This is a genomic window from Micromonospora sp. NPDC005087 (assembly GCF_042872965.1).
GTDB lineage: Bacteria > Actinomycetota > Actinomycetes > Mycobacteriales > Micromonosporaceae > Micromonospora.
In genome coordinates, this window is sequence record NZ_JBIALB010000043.1 from 1 (window position 1) to 18240 (window position 18240).

16 protein-coding genes and 3 pseudogenes are annotated in these 18240 nt (G+C 68.6%); 10 read left to right on the forward strand and 9 right to left on the reverse strand.

What is annotated here, in order from left to right; translation table 11 throughout:
- Positions 1 to 142: pseudogene (locus ACFYPS_RS35555) on the reverse strand (IS6 family transposase); the annotation flags it as partial.
- A 90-nt stretch (positions 143 to 232) separates the two neighbouring features.
- Positions 233 to 1492: an ROK family protein gene (locus ACFYPS_RS35560; RefSeq protein ID WP_387330713.1), complete on the reverse strand. Its 1260-nt coding sequence runs from the start codon at positions 1490 to 1492 to the stop codon at positions 233 to 235.
- Between the two features lie 429 nt (positions 1493 to 1921).
- Here ACFYPS_RS35560 and ACFYPS_RS35565 point away from each other — a divergent pair, with 429 nt between their 5' ends.
- Genes ACFYPS_RS35565 through ACFYPS_RS35595 form a run of 7 tightly spaced genes read left to right on the forward strand, consistent with a single transcriptional unit; the run spans position 1922 to position 9039 of the window.
- Positions 1922 to 3490, forward strand: a complete 1569-nt coding sequence (locus ACFYPS_RS35565; protein ID WP_387330715.1) for an ABC transporter substrate-binding protein — start codon at positions 1922 to 1924, stop codon at positions 3488 to 3490.
- Positions 3487 to 4449 (forward strand): ABC transporter permease, encoded by a 963-nt coding sequence (locus ACFYPS_RS35570; protein WP_387330718.1) that lies wholly within the window; start codon positions 3487 to 3489, stop codon positions 4447 to 4449. The genes ACFYPS_RS35565 and ACFYPS_RS35570 overlap by 4 nt, the downstream gene beginning before the upstream one ends.
- Complete coding sequence (locus tag ACFYPS_RS35575; RefSeq protein WP_387330721.1) at positions 4446 to 5312, forward strand: ABC transporter permease; 867 nt, start codon at positions 4446 to 4448, stop codon at positions 5310 to 5312. The genes ACFYPS_RS35570 and ACFYPS_RS35575 overlap by 4 nt, the downstream gene beginning before the upstream one ends.
- A complete protein-coding gene (locus ACFYPS_RS35580) occupies positions 5309 to 6325 on the forward strand; it encodes an ABC transporter ATP-binding protein (RefSeq protein ID WP_387330724.1) in 1017 nt (338 codons plus the stop codon). Before ACFYPS_RS35575 ends, ACFYPS_RS35580 begins: the two co-directional genes overlap by 4 nt.
- On the forward strand, positions 6319 to 7320 hold the full coding sequence (locus tag ACFYPS_RS35585; protein WP_387330727.1) for an ABC transporter ATP-binding protein: 1002 nt from the start codon (positions 6319 to 6321) through the stop codon (positions 7318 to 7320). The genes ACFYPS_RS35580 and ACFYPS_RS35585 overlap by 7 nt, the downstream gene beginning before the upstream one ends.
- A 34-nt stretch (positions 7321 to 7354) precedes the next feature.
- Positions 7355 to 8257, forward strand: coding sequence for an ROK family protein (locus tag ACFYPS_RS35590; RefSeq protein ID WP_387330730.1), 903 nt, complete (start codon positions 7355 to 7357; stop codon positions 8255 to 8257).
- Positions 8257 to 9039: an SDR family NAD(P)-dependent oxidoreductase gene (locus ACFYPS_RS35595; RefSeq protein ID WP_387330733.1), complete on the forward strand. Its 783-nt coding sequence runs from the start codon at positions 8257 to 8259 to the stop codon at positions 9037 to 9039. The genes ACFYPS_RS35590 and ACFYPS_RS35595 overlap by 1 nt, the downstream gene beginning before the upstream one ends.
- 84 nt (positions 9040 to 9123) lie before the next feature.
- On the opposite strand, the gene ACFYPS_RS35600 is transcribed toward ACFYPS_RS35595, so the two are convergent.
- Positions 9124 to 10539, reverse strand: coding sequence for a Gfo/Idh/MocA family protein (locus tag ACFYPS_RS35600; protein WP_387330736.1), 1416 nt, complete (start codon positions 10537 to 10539; stop codon positions 9124 to 9126).
- An 829-nt stretch (positions 10540 to 11368) separates the two neighbouring features.
- Between ACFYPS_RS35600 and ACFYPS_RS35605 the strand changes: the two genes are divergently transcribed.
- The 3 genes from ACFYPS_RS35605 to ACFYPS_RS35615 all read left to right on the forward strand — a co-directional run bounded on the left by ACFYPS_RS35605 (position 11369) and on the right by ACFYPS_RS35615 (position 13233).
- Complete coding sequence (locus ACFYPS_RS35605) at positions 11369 to 11602, forward strand: hypothetical protein (RefSeq protein WP_387330739.1); 234 nt, start codon at positions 11369 to 11371, stop codon at positions 11600 to 11602.
- A 695-nt stretch (positions 11603 to 12297) separates the two neighbouring features.
- Positions 12298 to 12642 (forward strand): hypothetical protein, encoded by a 345-nt coding sequence (locus ACFYPS_RS35610; protein ID WP_387330742.1) that lies wholly within the window; start codon positions 12298 to 12300, stop codon positions 12640 to 12642.
- 60 nt (positions 12643 to 12702) lie between these two features.
- Positions 12703 to 13233 carry a tyrosine-type recombinase/integrase gene (locus tag ACFYPS_RS35615; protein WP_387330757.1) on the forward strand — a complete coding sequence of 177 codons (531 nt, stop codon included), beginning with the start codon at positions 12703 to 12705 and terminating at the stop codon, positions 13231 to 13233.
- A 782-nt stretch (positions 13234 to 14015) separates the two neighbouring features.
- On the opposite strand, the pseudogene ACFYPS_RS35620 reads toward ACFYPS_RS35615, so the two are convergent.
- From ACFYPS_RS35620 to ACFYPS_RS35645, 6 genes and pseudogenes are all read right to left on the reverse strand, one after another.
- Positions 14016 to 14285, reverse strand: a pseudogene (locus ACFYPS_RS35620) (SDR family NAD(P)-dependent oxidoreductase); the annotation flags it as partial.
- A 70-nt stretch (positions 14286 to 14355) separates the two neighbouring features.
- Positions 14356 to 14766: pseudogene (locus ACFYPS_RS35625) on the reverse strand (SDR family NAD(P)-dependent oxidoreductase); the annotation flags it as partial.
- A 30-nt stretch (positions 14767 to 14796) separates the two neighbouring features.
- Positions 14797 to 15555: an SDR family NAD(P)-dependent oxidoreductase gene (locus ACFYPS_RS35630; RefSeq protein ID WP_387330745.1), complete on the reverse strand. Its 759-nt coding sequence runs from the start codon at positions 15553 to 15555 to the stop codon at positions 14797 to 14799.
- Entirely contained in the window at positions 15552 to 16634 is a 1083-nt protein-coding gene (locus ACFYPS_RS35635; protein WP_387330748.1) for a tartrate dehydrogenase, read from the reverse strand. Before ACFYPS_RS35635 ends, ACFYPS_RS35630 begins: the two co-directional genes overlap by 4 nt.
- Positions 16631 to 17494, reverse strand: a complete 864-nt coding sequence (locus ACFYPS_RS35640) for a sugar phosphate isomerase/epimerase family protein (protein WP_387330751.1) — start codon at positions 17492 to 17494, stop codon at positions 16631 to 16633. The genes ACFYPS_RS35635 and ACFYPS_RS35640 overlap by 4 nt, the downstream gene beginning before the upstream one ends.
- On the reverse strand, positions 17491 to 18114 hold the full coding sequence (locus ACFYPS_RS35645; RefSeq protein WP_387330754.1) for a hypothetical protein: 624 nt from the start codon (positions 18112 to 18114) through the stop codon (positions 17491 to 17493). The genes ACFYPS_RS35640 and ACFYPS_RS35645 overlap by 4 nt, the downstream gene beginning before the upstream one ends.
- Positions 18115 to 18240 lie beyond the last annotated feature (126 nt).

An 18240-nucleotide genomic window follows, 5' to 3' on the forward strand; every position in this document is an offset into this window, starting at 1 on the left:
CGTGATCGACCTCCACGCCGCGCTCGACCAGCAGCTCCTCAACGTCCCGGTAGGACAAGCAGTAGCGCAGATACCAGCGTGCCGCGAGCACGATCACCTCCGCAGGGAACCGGAACCCGGCGAACGCCGACTTCGGAGGCAGTCACGGCCGAGAGCGGGTCAACGACTTCACTGCTCAAGCCTGCCTCGATCTTGCCAACGCTCAACGCAACGGAGCCCTCCGAACTCGTGACTACGTGGTGTTAGCTCCGATCTGGTCGAAGATCTGGGCTTCGATGTGGTGGATGCCGCGGCGTACGGCGCCGAGGGCGACTGCTTGGTCCTGTAGTTGGGTGATGTGGATTCGGGGTGGGTTGGGGATGGATCGGTTGAGGTGTTGTTGTAGTCGTGCCGTGTAGTCGTTGAGTTGGGTGCCGACTTCGCCGCCGAGAACGATGATCTCGGGGTTGAGGATGGCCGCTATGCAGGCGAGCCCGGTGGTCAGCTTGTCGAGGATGGTGTTGATGATGGTGGTTGCGGTGGGGTCGCCCTGCCGGGCGGCGGTAAGGACGGCGGTGGTGGTGACGTCGCCGACGGCGGTGCGTTGGATGTTTGTGCCGGTGCCGTCGGCGATGGCCTGGTTGGCGAGTGTGGTGATCGCGGTGGCGCCCACGGCGGCCTCGAAGGGGCCGAGGCCGGTGGGTTGGTCTGTTGATGGTTGGCCGGGGGCGATGGGGAGGTAGCCGACTTCGCCGGCGGCACCGGCGGCGCCGGTGTAGATGGTGCCGTTGATCAAAAATCCCATGCCGACGCCGACGTCGATCTGGAGGTATGCGGCGCTCTGTGAGCCGGCGGCGACTCCGCGCCAGTGTTCGCCGGTGACGGCGAGGTAAACGTCATGCTCGAGGAGCACGGGGGTGGCCAGTGCGTCGGTGAGTAGTTGTCGCAGTGGGCGGCCTTCCCAGCCGGGTAGTTGTGGTGCCAGGCGGACCGTGCCGGTGTCGGGGTCGACGATGCCGGGGGTTCCGACGGTGACAAGTTTGACCGATTCCCAGCCGACATCGGCGTGGGCGACGGTGTCCCGGATGGTGTGGCGTACGGCGCGTAGGACGTCGTCGGGTTGAAGGTTCTTGGGCGTGGGTCGGCGGGCGGTGCTCAGGATGGTGCCGTCGAGGTCGGACAGGAGGACGAGGATCCTGGAGGCTTCGACGTCAACGCCGGCGATCAGCCAGCGGCGGGAGTTGAAGCGCAGTAGGCGTGCTCGTGGTCCTGGCCGGCGTGGTCGCGTGGCGGCGGGGCCGGCGCCGATGGATTCGGTGATGAGGCCTTCTGCCAGCAGGGTTTCGACAACCTCGTTTACAGTTGGCTTCGAGATTCCGCTGACTTGTACGACTTCGCTGCGGGGCATCGGGCCTTGGTCGCGGATGGTGCGTAGGACGCGGGCCACGTTGAGGCGTCGAAGGATCGATGGGGAGCCGGGCGCACGCGGCCCGACGGGTGTGAGATCTACCACGTGAATCCCTTGACAGGATAGGGAGCTTCCTTATCTAGTTATACATGACCCAGCCGACCGGAGCCCCGCCGGACGTGACGTCATCCGGTAAGGCTCCGTGACCCGGCCCGGTGTGCCCAGACCTGATTTCCGCTGCCTCGAGGTTCCTCAAGGGAGGTCGGATCAATGTTCTTGATACATCGACGGGCGCGGTGTGTCGTGCCGGTCGGGTCCGACCCGTTGACCACCCCCCGATCCGCTGTCGCGTGCCGGCAAGCATGCCGCGCCGACCACCACGGGCCGATTCAACACCCTGTGTCGTCCGGCGACGGGTCACCCTGCCGAACTGCGACGACAGCTGTATTCGCGCCCGGCGGCGAGCTGCCCGCCCAGCACGATCGAACCCTCGACGGCGCGTCCGATCCTGACAACAAGCTGGAGCTGTGAGCCATGCGTTCTCGACGAATAGCGGCCGGCACGGGCCGCCGACAGTTGGTGTGGCGCCTCTGCGTGGTGTCACTGCTTTTCCTGGCCGGCTGTTCGGCCGGGGAGGAGGGTGACGGCCGCTCGGAGATCACCATCTCGATGGTGGAAGACGCGGACACGTTGGACCCGACGTTCGGCCAGACCTTCGGCGGTCGCTACGTGTTCATGCACATGTGCGAGAAGCTGTACGACCTGACCCCCGAGCTGGAGATCGTCCCGCAGCTGGCCGCGGCGCAGCCGGAGGTGTCGGCGGACGGGCTGACCGTGACGATCGGGCTGCGCGAGGGCGTGGTGTTCAACGACGGCGAGCCGTTCAACGCGGAGGCGGTGAAGACCTCACTGGACCGGCATCGGGAAATAGAGGGATCGGCCCGGGCGGGCGAGCTGACGCCGGTGCGCGAGGTCCGCGTAGTCGACGCGAACACTGTGGAGTTGTCGCTCACCCAACCGTACGCGCCATTGACGGCGATCCTGGCCGACCGCTCCGGGATGATCATGTCTGCGGCGAAGCTGGCCGAGCTGGGTGAGAACTTCACGCAGGAGCCGATCTGCGTGGGGCCGTACACGCTGACCGAACGGGTGGTGGGCGACCGGATCGTGCTGGACAAGTCCGAGCGGTACTACGACGCCGACAAGATCCACATCGATCGCGTGGTGATGCGCCCGATACCGGACGACACCGTACGGGTCACCAACCTGCGCTCGGGCGACATCGACATCATCGACCGGATCCCCACCACCCAGTACGGCGGGCTGGAGAGCGCGGAGGGCATCACCGTCGAGACAATGCCCTCGCTGGGCTTCGACACGCTCATGCTGAACACGGCTGCCGGCCCATTCCAGGACGTGCGGGTCCGGGAGGCGTTCGAGTTGGCGCTGGACCGCGAGGAGATCAACAAGACGGTGTACGGCGGCCTGCACACCACCAGTTGCCAGCCGTTCCCCAGTGCCAGCCCGTACTTTCTCGACAACCTGACCTGCCCGCAGCGCAACGCCACGGCCGCCGCCAAGCTGCTGGCCCAGGCCGGGGTGAGCACCCCGGTGCCGATCAACCTCGTGCTGCTCAACAACACCCTCAGCGTCCGTCGCGGTGAGCTGATCCAGGCGCAGGCCGCCCAGGCCGGCTTCGAGGTGAACGTCCGGCCCACCGAGGTCGGCACCCTCATCAACGACGCCGCGTCCGGAAACTTCGACGCCGTCGTACTGACCTGGTCGGGGCGAGCCGACCCGGACGGGAATCTGGCCACCTTCGAGCACACCGACGGTGGGCAGAACTTCGGCAAGGCCTCCACCCCGGAGATCGACGCCTCCATCGAGGCCGCCCGCCGGGTGACCAACCCGGCCGAACGGGCCACCGCCTACGCCGACGCCTGGGAACTGGCCAGGCAGCGCCACAGCGAGATCGTCCTGATGAACCCGAACCTCCTCGCCGGCTGGCGGGACCAGATCCAGGGCCTCCAGCTCGTCCCCGACGGGCTCATCCGTCTCAAGGGAGTCTCGCTGCGGGACAACGCCTCGGGGAGCGGCCGATGACGGCCTACCTGCTGCGGCGGGCGGGAGGCGCGATCGTCACTCTCCTGCTCGCCTCGGTGGTGGTCTTCCTCGGCGTGCACGCGCTCCCCGGCGACCCGGCGCTCGCGCTGGCCGGGCAGGAGGGTGCGCGTGACCCCGAGCTGCTGGCGGCGATTCGCGAGCGGTACGGGCTGGACGAGCCGCTGCCGGTGCAGTTCTTCGCGTGGCTCAGCCAGGTCGTGCAGGGCGACTTCGGCCAGTCGATCCGTACCTCGCTGCCGGTCGTCGACATGGTGGCCGAGCGGGTTCCCGTCACGCTCCAGCTGGCGGCGTGGAGCCTGGTGATCGCCATCCTGGTCGGCATCCCGATCGGCGTCATCGCGGCGATCCGGCAGGGGAAGTGGCCGGACCACGTCGGCAACGCCCTCACCATCAGCGGGCTGTCGGTGCCCAACTTCTGGGTCGGGCTCATCCTCATCACGGTCTTCGCCGTCAATTTCGGGGTTCTCCCCGCGTCCGGCTTCGTGGCCTTCACCGAGGACCCGGTCGAGAACCTGCGACACCTGATCCTGCCCGCGGTGGTGCTGGGTATCGGGCTCTCGGCCGTGATCATGCGGCAGACCCGTTCGTCGATGGTCCAGACCATGAGCGAGGACTTCATCCGTACCGCCCAGGCCAAGGGCCTCTCCGAGTGGTCGGTGGTGGTCCGGCACGGCCTGCGGAACAGCCTGCTGACCGTGACCACGATCCTGGGCCTCCAACTCGGCGTCCTGATCGCGGGCTCGGTGGTGACCGAGCAGATCTTCCTGATCCCCGGCTTCGGCAAGCTGATCATCGACGCCGTGGCGACCCGCGACTACCCGGTGATCCAGGCCGTCGCCCTGTTGAGCGCGGTGGCGTACATCGTCGTGAACTTCCTGGTCGACGTGCTCTACACGGTCCTCAACCCGCGGGTCCGCCTCGAAGGAGGCGCAGCGTGAGCGTCGTTGTTCCCGTGGAGCGGGTGGCGTCGCGCCGCCGGGTCCTCCATCGGGTGGCCGCCCACCCCACCGGCCGGATCGGGCTCCTGTTCGTCGGCGGCGTCCTGCTGGTCGCGCTGCTGGCCCCGGTCCTCGCACCGTTCGGCGCCGAGGAGATCACCGGGACGCCCGCGCTGCAGGGACCATCCGGTGGGCACTGGCTCGGCACCGACGAACTCGGCCGGGACGTGTTGTCGCGGATCATCTGGGGCAGCCAGACCTCGCTCCAGGTGAGCGTCCTGGCCACCCTTCTCGCCCTGGTCGTGGCATTGCCGCTGGGCCTCGTCGCCGGCTACTTCCGCGGCGCGCTCGACACGGTGGTGATGCGACTGACCGACACCAGCCTCGCCTTCCCGTTCATCGTCCTCGCCGTCGGTCTCGCCGCCATTTTCGGTCCATCCAGGGGCAACGCCGCGCTCGCGATCGGCATCTCCCAGGTGCCGCTGCTGATCCGGGTCACCCGCGGCGAAGCCCTCGCGATTCGGGAGGAGGACTACATCACCGCCTCGGTCGCCGATGGCGCCGGCAGCGGCAGAATCATCGCCCGACACGTCCTTCCCAACGTCATCAACACGGTCATCGTGCAGGCGACGGTCCTGATGCCGTTCGCGATCATCACCGAGTCGATGTTGTCGTTCCTCGGCCTCGGCGTGCAACCACCCACGCCGTCCTGGGGGGTCATGCTCACGGCCGCGCAGGCCTACACCACCCAGGCGCCACTCCTCGCCGTGTTCCCCGGAGTGGCGATCTTCATCGCCGCGCTGGGCTTCAACCTGCTCGGCAACGGAGTACGCGACGCACTCGACCCCCGAGGCCGCCGATGACCGACCCTGTTCTCGACGTGAGCGGCCTGTCCGTGAGCTTCCGCTCAGACGGCGGCGAGGTCCTGGCCCTGGACGACGTCTCGCTGCGGGTCGAGCCGGGCGAAATCGTCGGTGTGGTCGGCGAGTCCGGGTGCGGGAAGAGCACGCTCGGACTCTCGATCATGGGGCTGCTGCCCAGCGCCGCGATGGTCCGCGGTGGCAACATCCGGCTCGCCGAGCGCGACATGCTGACCCTCCCGGCCGCTACGCTCCGACGCGTTCGCGGTAGCGAGGTGGGCATGATCTTCCAGGAGCCGATGACCTCACTGAATCCGGTGATGGCGGTCGGACGCCAGATCTCCGAAGTCCTGCGACGCCATCGACACATGTCCAGACACGCCGCCGCGGCTCGAGCCATCGAGCTGCTGGAACTGGTGGGCATTCCCGATGCCGCCCGACGTAGCCGCGCCTATCCCCACCAGCTTTCGGGTGGGATGCGCCAACGGGTGATGATCGCGATCGCCGTCGCATGCGAGCCCAAGCTGCTCATCGCGGACGAGCCCACCACGGCGCTCGATGTCACCGTGCAGGCTCAGATCCTCGACCTGCTGAGAAGCCTCCGGGACCGGATCGACCTGGCGATCCTGTTGATCACGCACAACCTCGGGGTCATCGCGACCATGGCAGACCGGGTCGCGATCATGTACGCGGGACGCAAGGTGGAAGAGGGGAGGACCCGCGACATCCTCGACACGCCGCGGCACCCCTACACCGCCCGGCTGCTCGCCTCGACACCACGGTCGTCCCGCCCGGTCCTGGCGACCACGGCGGGTCGGACGGGCGACCCGGCGACGACGGAACGTCGACTCGCCGAGATCCCCGGCCGGGTGCCGATGCTTACCGAACCGGCTACCACGTGCACGTTCGCGCCGCGCTGCCACCGGCAGTTGGACCGGTGCACCCAACAGCGTCCCGAGCTCGAAAGCGTGGCGAGCAACCAGATAGCCTGCTTCAACCCGGAGGCACTGTGGTAAGCCCGGACGTCCCCGTACTGCGGGCGCGTGGCCTGATCAAGGAATTCCCGGTCGGCGGCTCGTTGGGTCGCAAATCGGCCCTACGCGCGGTCGATCAGGTCGACCTCGAACTACACGCGGGCAAGACCCACGGCCTCGTCGGCGAGTCGGGCAGCGGAAAGTCCACCCTGGGCAAGCTGCTGATGCGCCTGCTGACCCCGACCGCCGGCACGGTCGAGTTCGAGGGCCAGGACATCACCCGGGCCGACCGTCGCCAGTTGCGTCCGGTACACCGCAGGTTGCGCATGGTGTTCCAGGACCCGTACTCCTCGCTGGATCCCCGCATGACCATCGGCGATATCGTGGCCGAACCGCTGCGACTGCACCGGGTGGCCCGCGGCCGCGCGCTCGACGAGCGGGTCGCCGCGCTCTTCGACCAGTGCGGACTGTCCCCGGCGTGGCGGCACCGCTACCCGCACGAGCTCTCCGGCGGGCAGCGCCAGCGGGTGGGCATCGCCCGCGCACTCAGCCTCCAGCCGAGCCTCCTGATTGCCGACGAGCCGGTGTCCGCGCTCGACGTCTCGGTGCAGGCCGGAATTCTCAACCTGCTCAAGGACCTGCAGCAACAGCTGGGGTTCACCTGCCTGTTCATCTCGCACGACCTGAGCGTCGTCGAGTTCATGAGCGACCGCATCGCCGTGATGTATCTCGGGAAGATCGTCGAGGAGGCCAAGGCCAGCGAGCTGTTCGTCCAGCCCCGGCACCCGTACACGCAGGCATTGCTCTCCGCCGAGCCGCCGTTGCGGGCGGCACCCGACGCCGCCCGGCGGGTCGTGCTCAGCGGTGACCTGCCCAGCGCCCTCGACCCGCCGGCCGGCTGCCTCTTCCACACCCGCTGCCCGGTGGCGGAGCCGACGTGTCGCGTCGAGCAGCCCGAACTCGCCACCCGCGGCGACGACGAGCATCTCGTCGCGTGCCACCTGGTGCTGCCGGATGGAACGGGTCCCCGGCTTTGATGAAGCCGAGGCCCGAGTCTGGAGTTGGCTGATCGTGGCCGAACGAACAGTGGTCGCACTCGACGTCGGCGGCACAGTGATGAAAGGTGCGATCCTCGGCCCGGCGGTGCACGTACTGGTCGAAAGGTCCTGGCCAACCGGGCGCCACCTCGGTCCGGACGCCGTCGTCGAGACCGCGCTGGCCGCTCTCGAGGAACTCGCCGGTCATCCCGACGCGCGCGCTACCCGCGCGGCCGGGCTCGTGGTCCCCGGCACGGTCGACGCGGCCACCGGGACAGTCGTGTGGTCGGAGAACCTGGGCTGGTCCGACGTTCCGCTACGCGAACTGGCGTCGACCCGTACCGGACTCCCGGTCGCCTTCGGACACGACGTCCGGGTCGCCGCCCTCGCGGAGTCCCGGCTCGGCGCGGCACGTGATCGCGCCAATGTCCTGTTCCTCGCCATCGGAACGGGCATCGGCGCGGCGCTGATGGTTGACGGGCACCTGCTCGAGGCGGACGGCTACGCCGGAGAGATCGGGCACATCGAGGTCGAGGATTCGGAACCGTGCGTGTGTGGGGGGCAGGGATGTCTTGAGGCCGTCGCATCGGCAGCCGCCATCGCACGGCGTTACGGCCAGCGCAGTGGGCGACCGGTCGACGGCGCGGCGGAGGTTCTGGCACAGGTGAACGCCGGAGATCCGGTCGCCGCCGAGGTCTGGAACGAGGCCGTCGAGTACCTCGCCCAGGCGCTGGCCATCGGCGCCTCGCTGGTAGCGCCGGAGCTGGTCGTCATCGGTGGCGGTCTGTCGCTCGCCGGCGACGCGCTGCTCCTGCCCCTGACGAGGAGGCTGCACGAGCTGCTGACCATACAACGCCGGCCACAGCTCGTGCCCGCCGATCTCGGCGACCGTGCGGCCTGTCTCGGTGCTGGACTCCTGGCCTGGGAGATCGCCTGATGCGCGGCGCCGCCGGCGGGCCGAGGCTCGCCGGCAAGGGCGTCCTGGTGACCGGTGGGAGCAGCGGGATCGGCTACGCGACCGTTCGGCGGTTCATCCGGGAGCAGGCACGGGTCTTCCTCTGCGGGGACGACGAGGCCCAGGTCGACCAGGCGTTGGTCGGTCTCGGCGGCGGGGAGACGGTTGCCGGGATGTGTTGCGACGTCAGCCGTGAGGACGAGGTCTCGACCCTGGTGGCGACGGCGGCGCAGTGGCTCGCCGGCATCGACGTACTGGTCAACAACGCCGGCATAGCACGGCGCGAACCGTTCCTGCAGATCACGCCCGCGTCGTTCGATCGGACCGTCGCGGTCAACCTGCGGGGAACGTTCCTGGTCGCCCAGGCCGTCGCACGGCACATGGTCGAGCGGGGCGAGGGTGGAGTGATCATCAACATGTCCTCCACCAACGGGCTCGGCGGCGAGGAGCACTACGCTCACTACAACGCGACCAAGGCCGGCGTACTGCTGCTGACCAAGACGATGGCGGTCGAGCTCGGCAGGCACAACATCCGGGTGAACGCGCTCTGTCCCGGCTATATCCAGACCCCGCTCAACGCCGCCATCGCGGCTGACCTGGACGACACCTTCGTCGCCGAGTACGTGCGAACCCGGATCCCGATCGGGCGTCCCGGCACTGTCGACGACGTCGCCGCCGCGTACGCGTTCCTGGCCTCCGACGACGCCTCGTTCATCCACGGCGCCGAACTCGTCATCGACGGCGGCCAACTGGCCGTCATGTGATCGGAGTCGGTGCTGGTCGGCGCAGTGACCCCGCGGCCCTGCCTCCCCGGCGACGACTGCGGCCGGGGAAGCAGGGTCGACCGTTCACCCGGCTTCGGGCGGCTCGGCGGAGTTCACGTTCGGGCGGTCCTCACGCCAGTGGCCACGGGTGAAGTCGGGCACCTTGACCGGCCTGCTGCCTCGCTTCACGGACTCCTCGGACAGCGGGATCGGACTGGTCCAGGTCGCTGAGTCGTAGACGTCGATGTCCGGGGGCAACCCGAGCCGCAGGCACTGCATCGTCCGGTACACGACGAGTTGGTCGGCGTTGTTGCTGACGCCCGACTTCCATAGCCAGTGGTCGTACTCCGCCCCGTACTCAGAGAAGAGCCGCCAGCGGTGATTCGAGTCCTCGGGCTCGACGTAGACGTGCCACCGGTCGGCGAAGGCGGTCTGCCGATCGTCCTCGGTCAGCTTTCCCTTGGACCCTTGCAGCGTGTTCGCCCGGGAGTACGGGTGTGGACTTGAAACGTCGTGCTCCGAGCGGATGAAGCGGCCCTGGACGGTCTGGATGAAGCACATGTTCGTGTCACCGCAGATGTACTTGTCCTTCCAGGAAGGATGGCCGGGGGGCATGTTGGCCGCCCGGTACTCCGAGTAGCCGGCCTCCGGCGAGGCGACCGCCATCAGCCAGTCGTACCGATCGCCTCGGTTGATCTTCATGGCGTTGGAGATGGGCGCCAGCCCGTGCACCGGGTAGAGGTTGGTGTTCATCCGGGTGTGCCACCGGCGCCGCCACCCGGCTGGTTCGTGGTCGTCGCTGAAGTTGAGCTCCCTCAGGTCGTGCATGTAGCCGCCCGAACCGTAGAGGAGTTTCCCCAGCCGGCCGGCCTCCACGAACCGCAACATGCGCATCTGGTCCAAACCGTAGGACCGGTTGTGGAAGATAAACGCGTGCCGGCGGGTTCGCTCGGACGTCCGGACCACGTCCCAGAGGTCATCCAGGGACATCGCCAGGGGGAGCTCAGTGCCGACGTGCTTGCCGTTCTCCATCCCGGTGATGCAGATGAGATGGTGGTACTCCCAGGGGGTGGCGGTGTAGATGAAGTCGACGTCGTCTCTTGCGGCGAGTCGCTCGAAGCTCTTCTCGCCGACGTACTGCGCCGGATCGGGCTGGCCCGCGGCCCGTACCTCTGCCGCGCCCTCGGCAACCTTGGTCGCGTTGATGTCGCTGAGCGCCGTGACGCGTACGCCAGCCGTGTTCAGGAACCTCCCGAGCATGCCACCGCCGCGCATGCCCAGCCCGACAATCCCCACGCGCACCACGTCATGCGGCTCGAAGGGAACGCCCCCCATGAACGTTTCGCCCTTGCGCCTCGGTGGAGCCTGACCAATCGGGTCGTCGTCGGCCGCGGCGGGCTGGCCGGCGAGGCCGACCAGCCCCAGACCCGCGCCCGCCGCGACCCCGGATCCGAGGAGCCTCCGCCGCGTGAAGCCTTCCTGTGGCGACTCAGGTGCCATGATTACCTCCGTTTGACGTGCTCTTGGCCAAGGGGTACGGCCTTTGGCTGATGCCTGGGACGCACCGTCACCGTCGCGCGGCCGCCTGCCCGCAGAGCCCCTGCGGCGGCCGAATCGACTTCGTCAGCGTTTGATCGCGGGCCGGCCGACGCTCGGATCGAGCATCCGACCGACCCTCTCGGCGGCAGGGCTTCCGTGCCAGCGGAGCCCGGAACGCCACGGTGGACTTCAGCGGATCACCGCTACGGGGCTTGGCGGGTTGTCGGCACGCGGCCGGCGAGGATGTCGATGGTCGGTGGTCGGGTTGGTGGTGGTGTCGGCTGGAACCACGGATCCGAGGCTGTCGGGGATGTGGTCAACGGGTCGGACCCGGCCGGCACGACACACCGCGCCCGTCGATGTATCAAGAACATTGATCCGACCTCCCTTGAGGAACCTCGAGGCAGCGGAAATCAGGTCTGGGCACACCGGGCCGGGTCACGGAGCCTTACCGGATGACGTCACGTCCGGCGGGGCTCCGGTCGGCTGGGTCATGTATAACTAGATAAGGAAGCTCCCTATCCTGTCAAGGGATTCACGTGGTAGATCTCACACCCGTCGGGCCGCGTGCGCCCGGCTCCCCATCGATCCTTCGACGCCTCAACGTGGCCCGCGTCCTACGCACCATCCGCGACCAAGGCCCGATGCCCCGCAGCGAAGTCGTACAAGTCAGCGGAATCTCGAAGCCAACTGTAAACGAGGTTGTCGAAATCCAGTTGGCAGAAGGCGGCTGGCCCACGAGCAGTGGCGTAAGAAACAACCCGTGAGTTCTTCAGGCGGAGTTTGTGGGATGGAACCTGTTTGGCCGCCCGCACTCGTCGGCTTCTGCCAGGGCGCCGCTGCCCTCCAGGCACGCGGGCTGGAAGTCAGCACTATGGTGCGGTTCTCCGCCAAGTGGCTGGAAATGATCAACTCCCTCCTGCCGGTCCTGGCTCAGGACATCGACAGCAGCGACTACCTCAAGCCCTTGTCCACTGTCAACACCTTCGTCGTCGCCGCCGCCCACGACGAGGAACTTGGCTGAGAGGCGAATATCGACGTGACCTGGCACGCCCCGTGCACGACCTGCTGAAGCGGACTGTTGAGGCAGGCCACGGCGACCACAGCATTCTCGGCCCTGACCGAGGTGCTCAAAAAACCGGAACAGGCGGCATAACACGGTCCGACTCCTGAAATGGCGGGTCGCCGGTCACGGTCGGATGCGCCTTACAAACGAGGGGTCGAAGCAAAGGGGGAGCACCGCAGCCCCGTTACGGATGCAAGTAGGTCCAGGTCGTCACCAAGTCGTGAATGCTCGACCGGCCACGACCATCGTTGACCGCCACCGACAAGCTTTCCGCAGCTCAGAGCCCGACTCCATGCCTCTTGGGAACGCCGATAGGCCCGTGACAGTTCATCCTCGGGTGGGCTGGTGAGGTGGAGCTAATGTTGCCGTCGCGTATTACCGTCGCCACCATGGTGTGAGGCCACTGGCGGGCGGGCTGCCATGACGGCATGCCACCCTCGGCTGCCTATTCCGGTTTCCCGGCACCACCACATCGCCCTACCGTCCTGCCTCATGACGGCAGAAGACGCGGAGCGGCGGCTATTCGGGGAGATGTTCCGTCACCTCGACCGGATCGAGCCTTGGCTCCAGCGCATGGACCCGATGGGCCCTACGAACGCCCTCAGGAGCGCAGCGCGCTGAGCCGCGACGACAAGGAGACGCACCCGCACGGGATGAGCCATGCCGCCTGGCACTCGCTGTCCCACGCCGTCGACCACCTGAACTGCCTGCGCACGCTGCTGAAGGACGCCCACATGATGCACATGTACGCCCCCTACCCTATTCCGCGCGGCGTGGAGAACGCGTGCGCCGCGGTGTGGCTGCTTGCCCCGGATGACCGGGCTGAGCGAATCCTTCGGCGCCTGCGCCTTGCTGCACTGGACATCCGGGGCGGCCCCTCTGTGTCCGCCCACTCGCCGGTCCACATCGCGAGGTCGCGTACCCAATGCTCGGTGTTGTGCCGGGACTTGGCGGCCCACTTCATCGCGTTCCTTGTCGCGAAGTCGTCCAGGACCTGACATGGCGAGCTGTGAGGGCTGCGGGACTACGACGTCGACCTCGACGCCGCCGCCATCACCATCACCGAACAACGCACCAGCGTCGGCTACAAACCGATCACCAAGCCAGTGAAATCACGGGCCGGGGAACGCGTCGTACCCCTCGCCGACGACACCGTCAACGTGCTGCGTGCTAACCCCGCCCGCCGGAACGCGTGGAAACTGGTCAGCGGGTCGGACTGGCCCGACACCGGGAATTTCTTCCTCCGCCCGGACGGCCAACCCTGGCATCCCGAGACGATCACCCAGCGATTCGACAACCTGGTCGCCGCCAGCGACCTCCCACCCGTGCGACTCCACGACCTCCGACACATCGCCGCAACCCTCATGCTCGCCGCAGGCGCCAGCATCAAAGAAATCCAGGACACCCTCGGCCCACGCCTCCTACACCATGACCGCCGACATCTACACCTCGGAGCTGAAGAGGGCAACCGCGGAGGCCACCACCAAGCTGATCCCCCGTCGACCGCACAGGGCGGCATAACGACATGGGAGCTACCCCGGCGAGAACGGGGGAGGGGGTCAGCCGGTGCGCGTCGTGCGTGGCGTTGAAGGTGCCGGTGGGCGCCGCACCTGAGGAGTAGATCCTTGTACGTCAGGAGCCAGCCAAACCGGGGGCAGTCCCGGATGCTATACAGCGGAAGCCGAAGTCTTTCCGTCGAAGGCGAAACTCAACACCTTTGGCGGCTGCTCGCCTCCAACTCGGCACTGTCACCGGAGTTCGGAGCGCGTTCGCTCCGAGCGGCGCGGCGGCCGAGCATGCTGCTCAACACCCAACCGACCCACCAGGATACCGAGGCCACTACAGCGAGATCGAACAGCGCTGAACCGGTGAGTCGGCCAAAGACCCATGCAAAGGCGGCGATCGCCCCAGCCGGCCATGTGATCCATGACGGGTGCACTTCATTGGAACTGGAGTCCACTGGTCCTCCTGGGTGACTGCGGATCACCTCGGTTCGCGGTGGCTAGGAGATGCTCCACCTTCCCGATGCCGCGGATGGGAGCGGGCAGAACTACGTCCAGCGATTGCTCGGTCGTCTGTGGACGTTGATTGGGCTTACGACGGTGGTGGGCCAAGAGCCTAGCCCGCATGCTGCCTAAAGGCCTGGCTCACTGATGCCGCAGTCGTGGGTCATCTCGGGCTGAACAAGGCATCGGTGATGCCGGGCACCTCCACCTGCCGAGCCTGGCGTGATCAACGATCTCCTGACCGATGCCGGGTCTGTCAAACAAACGAATGGCTTGCGCCGTGAGGCGCTGTTGGTTCGAGCGGAGGTGAGAGACCGTCTCCCTTGGTCAGCAGATCCGCCGTTATTGGTACAGTCCCGATCCGGTCAGTGCAGGAGGTAACCACCATCCGCGACGAGGGTGGCTCCAGTCACGTAGGAAGCTGCGTCGGAACAGAGGAAGACGGCGGCCTTGGCGATCTCTTCAGGAGTGCCATACCGACCCATGGGAATGTGCTCGAGGCCCGCGGCGTGAAGGGCCGGATCGGCAAGCGTTGCCGCGGACATGGGGGTGGTGGCGCGGCCCGGCGCGAGGCACACCGCCCGGACGCCGTGCGGCGCCCACTCGACCGCCGCCGTCCGGGTGAACTGCGCGAGCCCGGCCTTCGCGGCCGCGTAGACGCCGCGGTTCCGTGCGCCGTAGAGAGCGGTCTGTGACCCCCACTGTCAGCACGGTTCCGCGCCCGCGCGCGATCATGCCGCGGGCGACCGGGATCGTCAGCGCCATCACGCCGACCAAGTCGACGGACACTAGCCGCACGATCTCGTCGGCCGTCGTCTCCAGCAGCGGCTTGGAGAGCAGGACGCCCGCGTTGTTGATGAGCACGTCGATTTCACCGGCAGCCTGGGCGACGCGCTCCACGGAGCGGATATCGCCCTGGTCGTAGCCGATCGTGGTCACGCCGAGCTGCGCGGCCATGTCGTCGAGCGCGGCTCCCGGGAGGTCGGCGAGCACGAGCTCGCCGCCCTGCTCATGGAACAGGTCGGCCATCGCCCGGCCGAAGCCGCCGGTCGCACCGGTCAGCAGGATGCTGCGGCCGGTGAGGTCGAGCGCCTCGGCGAGCTGCGTGGACGGCATGTCGACTCCTGGTGGGAGAGGGTGGAATGCTCAGACGACGCTGTAGCCGCCGTCGACGAGCAGCGTCGCGCCGGTCATCCCGCGACTGGCCGGCGACGCGAGGTACAGCACGGCGCCGACGAGGTCCTCCGGCTCGAGGTAGCGGCCGATGAGCATGCGCCCGCCGGAGGTCGCGGCGTCGTGACCCAGGAGCCGGTCGCGCGTGCGGTCGGTCAGCACCGGGCCGGGCGCGAGGCAGTTGACCCGCACCCCCCAGGGGGCGAAGTCCATGGCCAGCACCTTGGCCAGCATCTCCACCGCCGCCTTCGACGTGCTGTACGCGGCACGCTGCGGCTGCGTCACCCGGCCCAGCTGTGAGCCGACGAGCACGATGGAGCCGCCGTTCGAGCCGCGCATCAGCCGCGCCGCCGCGCGTGCCACGACGAACGAGCCGGTGACGTTCACGTCGAGGGTCTCGCGCCAGCGGTTGACCGTGATCTCCTCGCTGCCGAGGTGATCTGCCAGGGCGGCGCAGTTGACGACCACCGACAGGCCGCCAGTGCGCCGGTGCACGTCGGCGAGTGCCGCCGTCACGGCCGGCTCGTCGCGGACGTCGCAGGCGACCGCGTCCACGCCGTCCACGTCGTCGCACCAGCAGGACAGGCGCGCCGCGTCGGCGTCGAGCGCGGCCACGCGTGCGCCGCGCTCGGCGAGGGCCGTGGCGAGGTGGCGGCCGATGCCGCTGGACGCACCCGTGACGACGGCGGTCATGCCCTCGACGGAAGACGTGGCCTGCTCCGCGCGGCTCACCGGGCCCTCCCTGCGGGGTTCGTGGCTCCGCCGGCGATCCGGTCGAGGACGGCCTGCGTGAACTCCTGTGTGGACGCCCTGCCCCCGAGGTCGCGCGTGCGGGTGCCGTCGGCCAGCGCGCCCTCGAAGGCCGACATCAGCACCGCCGCCGCCTGGCTCTCTCCCAGGTGCTCGAGCATCAGCGCGGACGCCCAGAGCTGGCCGACCGGGTTGGCGACGCCTTGGCCTGCGATGTCGGGGGCGGAGCCGTGCACTGGTTCGAACATGGAGGGGAACTCCCGCGGCGGGTTGAGGTTGGCACTCGGTGCGACGCCTATCGAGCCGGCGAGCGCGGCCGCGAGGTCGGACAGGATGTCGCCGAACAGGTTCGAGGCCACGATGACATCGACGCTGTCCGGGTGCAGGACCATGCGCGCCGCGAGCGCGTCCACGAGCACCTTCTCGAGCGCGACGGATGGCGCGGTGCCGGCGACCTCCTCGACCACCTGGTCCCAGAACGGCATGGTGTGGACGATGCCGTTCGACTTGGTCGCCGACACCAGCCGGCCGGCGCGCTGCTCCGCCAACTCGACGGCGTAGCGCGCCACCCGCTCGATGCCCAGGCGGGTGAACACTGCCTCCTGCACGGCCATCTCCTCGGGTCGCCCGCGGTAACTGCGCCCACCGATCTCGCCATACTCCCCCTCGCAGTTCTCGCGGACGATGACCATGTCGAGTCTCCCCGGATTGCGCAGCGGTGACTGCACCCCCGGCAAGATGCGAAGGGGGCGCAGGTTGACGTACTGCAAGAAGGTGCGGCGGATCGGGATGAGCAGGCCCCACAAGGTCACGTCGTCCGGGATGTCGGGGGCGCCCACCGCGCCGAGCAGGATGCCGTCGCCGTCGCGGAGCTGGTCCAGCCCGTCGCTGGGCATCATCGCGCCGTGCCGCCGGTAGCGCTCCGAACCCCAATCACGGTGCCGCCAGCGGATCGTCGTGCCCGTCGTCGCGCAGGCCGCGTCGACGCAGGAGGTCGCGGCCGGCACCACCTCCTGGCCGATGCCGTCGCCGCTGATGACATCGATGGTGTGGGTGGTCATGGGGCTGCTCTCCCCTCGTCCTGGCGGTGCGTCAGCGAAACGAAGTCCGCTACGGCTCGGTCCAGCAGCGCCACGGGCTCTTGCGGGCGCTGGAAGTGCATCACCTCGTACTCGACGAGGCCGGCCCATCCGGTCGACGCGAGCAGCGCCAGCAGCCCCGCCACGTCGGCGGCCCCCTTGGCCATGTCGGTACGACGGGGGGGCACGCCGGGCGGCCCGGTCTCCACTCCGCAGACCTGCACGACGAACAGGTCGTCGGTCGCGTCCTCGACAGTCATCTCCAGGTCGGCGTCCCACCAGGAGTGGAACAGGTCCAGGGTGAGTCCGACGCCGGGGAGGCGGCCGACCACGCTGCGCGCGTGGGACAGCTGGTTGATACAGCCTTTGTCAGTCAGGCCGAGCGGCTGGATCGGCTCCAGCGACAGGCGCACGCCAGCCTCGACCGCGGCGCTGGCGAGCCGCTCGAGACCGTCCACGGCCCGCCGCCTCGCCTCCGCGAGCGACATGACGGCGGTCGGCATTGCGGCGTCGTCCAGCCCTCCGGGGATCACGTTGACCGGCGCGGCGAGGGCGGCGGCGCAATCGAGCAGCCGCGCGTCGAGCTCGGACTGCCGGGCAGCCAGAGCGGCGTTGGAGTGCAGGAAGTAGCCGGCGCTGTTGAGCGACGTGCAGCGGAGGCCGTGGGCGGCGAGTAGTGCCGCGAGCTGCGCCGGAGTCCGGTCCTCAACGGCCCGAGCGGTCAGGCCGATGCCCCCGATCCCGCGGCGTGCCAGCAGTCCGCAGAAGCGTTCGAGGGTGCAGTCGGGCGGTGCGGCGTAGGCGCTGACCGCGAGCCGGCGCAGTGCCGTGGAGGGGGTCACAGCGCACCTCCGGTGGCCGGCAGCGCGTCGGGTGGTCCCTCGCTCCGGGGGGCGGCCCGCTCGACGGCCGGCGGGCGCAGCGCGCTGAGCCCGATGCCGATCGCGCCGAGCGTGGCGGAGAGCGCGGTGATACCCCACGCCGCTGCGTAGCCGGCACTGCTCGCGACGAAGCCGAAGACGGTCGGGCCCACGACACCACCCATGTAGAGACCTGCCTGCGTGATGCCCGTGGCGGCTGCGGGCGCGGACGGGTTGGACCGGACGATCGCCAGCGTGAAGATGCCGTTCCAGCCCCAGATTCCGAGGTAGGAGACGATGGCCGCCGTGCTGACCATCACCCCGCTGTTCGCGACGGAGAGCGCTCCGAGGCCCACCGCGCCGGTCGCCAGCAGGCCGGCGACGAGTCCGAACAGCGAGAAGCGGTGCGCGTCGACGAACGAGCCCATCGCGACCCGCACTATGACGCTGGACATGCTGCCGACGGCGAGCAGGAGGCCGGCGCGGGCCGGGTCGAAGCCGGTCGAGACGGTCGCGTCGACGAGGAAGGCGGCCAGTGTGTTGGCCGCGACGGTCCCGAGCGCCCCGCTGAGGGCGAGCAGCGCGAGGGCGCGGACGGCCATGTCCGTGCGCTGCGGGGAGGAGAGCCGCGCGGGCGCTGTTGCGTTGGGGGACCGGCGGACGTGTTGAGCCTGTGTCGGATCGGCGGGTCAGATCGCTTGGGCGAGTTCGGTGAACGCAGCGGCGAC